Source organism: Clostridium algidicarnis DSM 15099 (assembly GCF_002934235.1).
Classification (GTDB): Bacteria; Bacillota; Clostridia; order Clostridiales; family Clostridiaceae; genus Clostridium_L; species Clostridium_L algidicarnis.
Window position 1 is genome coordinate 1 of record NZ_PTIS01000036.1, and the last position, 2,126, is coordinate 2,126.

1 protein-coding gene is annotated in these 2,126 nt (G+C 37.3%); it reads right to left on the reverse strand.

Annotation, left to right across the window (positions count from 1 at the left end):
* Positions 1-95: 95 nt before the first annotated feature.
* Positions 96-1,577: a group II intron reverse transcriptase/maturase gene (ltrA, locus tag BD821_RS13260; protein ID WP_104410882.1), complete on the reverse strand. Its 1,482-nt coding sequence runs from the start codon at positions 1,575-1,577 to the stop codon at positions 96-98.
* Between the last annotated feature and the right edge of the window lie 549 nt (positions 1,578-2,126).

Consider the following 2,126-nt stretch of genomic DNA (forward strand, 5'->3'; position numbering starts at 1 on the left):
AATCGATTAAGAAAAAGGGATTTCTCCCTTTCCCTCATCTAAGAACCGTACGTGAGAGTTTCCCGCTCATACGGCTCAAGCATTTCTTCACCTTTTCAGGCGGCAACAAGTGTATGCAGTTTTATCTTTCTTTGGTCAAAATAGTCCTTGTCTAAGAATGGTGTTTTTGAAATCTGAAGTTTTGGATGTCTAACGATTTTAATCCGCCTCAAATTAATTAGACTGTAATCGTCCGTCGTAAAAAGCCATCTTTTTACGTTTTTTTCGTGCCAATATTTATTTAACCGCCACCATTTGTTCTTGTTAGGGTGTCTGTGTTTTGCCCATTGCTGTAATAGGTGATAAAGGGTGTTATTAATATATGAAAAAGCTTTGCTAGCAACAACGTGTTTGTGATAATTCGTCCAACCTCTTATGACTTGATTAAGCCTTCGTATTAAATCAGATTGAGTGCTAGCTTTTCCCTCTTTCAGGATTATTGTGGAGCATCTTCTAATTATGTTTTTAATTGAGCTTTTAGAAGGTTTAACTATTAATTTCCCTTTGTATTTCTTAAATGTCCAGCCAAGAAAGTCAAATCCTTTGTCAATATGTGTAATCATAGTCTTTTCTTCTGATAGTGTGAGTCCTCTTGATTGAAGGAATTGACTAACAGTAGTTTTAAGTTCTTCGGCAACTTCTTTTGAGTTTGCAGTGATAACAAAGTCATCAGCATATCGAATCAGATTCACTTTAGTTTTGGCTCTATAGTGATTCTCTATTTTACCTTTTGAATTTCTGTGGTATTTGTCTTGAATCACTTTTTCTAGTCCATCTAATGTCATATTTGCATATATACTAGAGATAGCTCCACCTTGTGGCGAGCCTGTTTCTGTCGGAAATAGTTTTTCTTCATATATATATCCTGATTTTAGGAACTGCTTCATAATACTTTTATCCATTGATATATTTTCTTGTAACCATTCATGGTTGATGTTATCAAAGCAACCTTTAATATCACCTTCAAGTATCCATGTCGGAGAGCATTTTCTAGCTAATACACAAAATATTTGTTCACAAGCATCTTTTGCACTTCTTCCACGACGGAATCCAAAGGAAATAGAATCGCCCTTTGTTTCTGCGATTGGTTCAAGTGCTAGTGCGTATAAGGTTTGCATTGCTCTATCATACATTGTTGGTATACCTAATGGGCGTTTTTGATTTTTGCCTTTTTTTGCAATATATACTCGTCTTAAAGGTTTTGCTTTATAGTTTTTATCAGTGAGAGAAAGCACTGCTTTCATCTTTGAAGCAGAGGTAGACCATAGTTTCTTATCTACTCCTGGTGTATTTTTCCCCTTATTTGTTATTACTTTTCTTACAGCGTAAGCTTTAGCCGAAAAAGAGTGGGTTAATAGATATTGTAATCTTTTGGCTTTATTGTTATCTCCACTTACTGTTGCCTTAGCGATTCGGGTTTGTAGTCTATTAACATCGTTTTCAACTTGTTTCCAGTCAATAGTTTCCCATTGAAAGGCAAGTGATTTGGCGTCTTTTAGTCTCTCGGTTTTATCCGTCGTTGAATTACTAAAATTCATAAATATATAATCCTTTCCTGCTAAGAAATACCATAGGATAAGTCTGCACCCTTTCGGGTTAGGGCAAAGTTTGAGCCCCTATCTGTTTTCATTACAAAATCAACATTCGCTTTTTATCCTTTTCTTCTGCCCTCTATGTCGTTTCGCCCCTTGCGGTTAGATACCTCTTGGTAGAGGAACATATAGGGTTTACCAAGTTCCACGTAATATATAATTGTGAGTGCCTTAGGAGTCATCTTTAAACCGGGAGTTCTTTATCCATTCGCATTGGTTTGCCAGTCCGCCTTTGCTAGACTCCTCACCATTTTGGTCAAAGCGTTTCAGCCTATTTCGCTTTCTCCAGCGTAACGATTCCTACAATGATTCACTTTACGTTCTCCATAGCATTCTTACTCTAGCAGTTGTCCCAATTTAGGCTATTCGAACTTCCACATTGTCTCGTGAGCTTTCTAACCCGAGCGTTACCATTCACGCTAGTCACGATAGAGTTACCCCGAATGGATAGGGTAGTCTTTCGACAATATATTACGCGACTTCTTGTCGCACCTG

Coding starts and splice junctions, on each gene's coding strand:
- ltrA (WP_104410882.1), bottom strand. CDS start 1,577: ATGAATTTTAGTAATTCAACGACGGATAAAACCGAGAGACTAAAAGAC.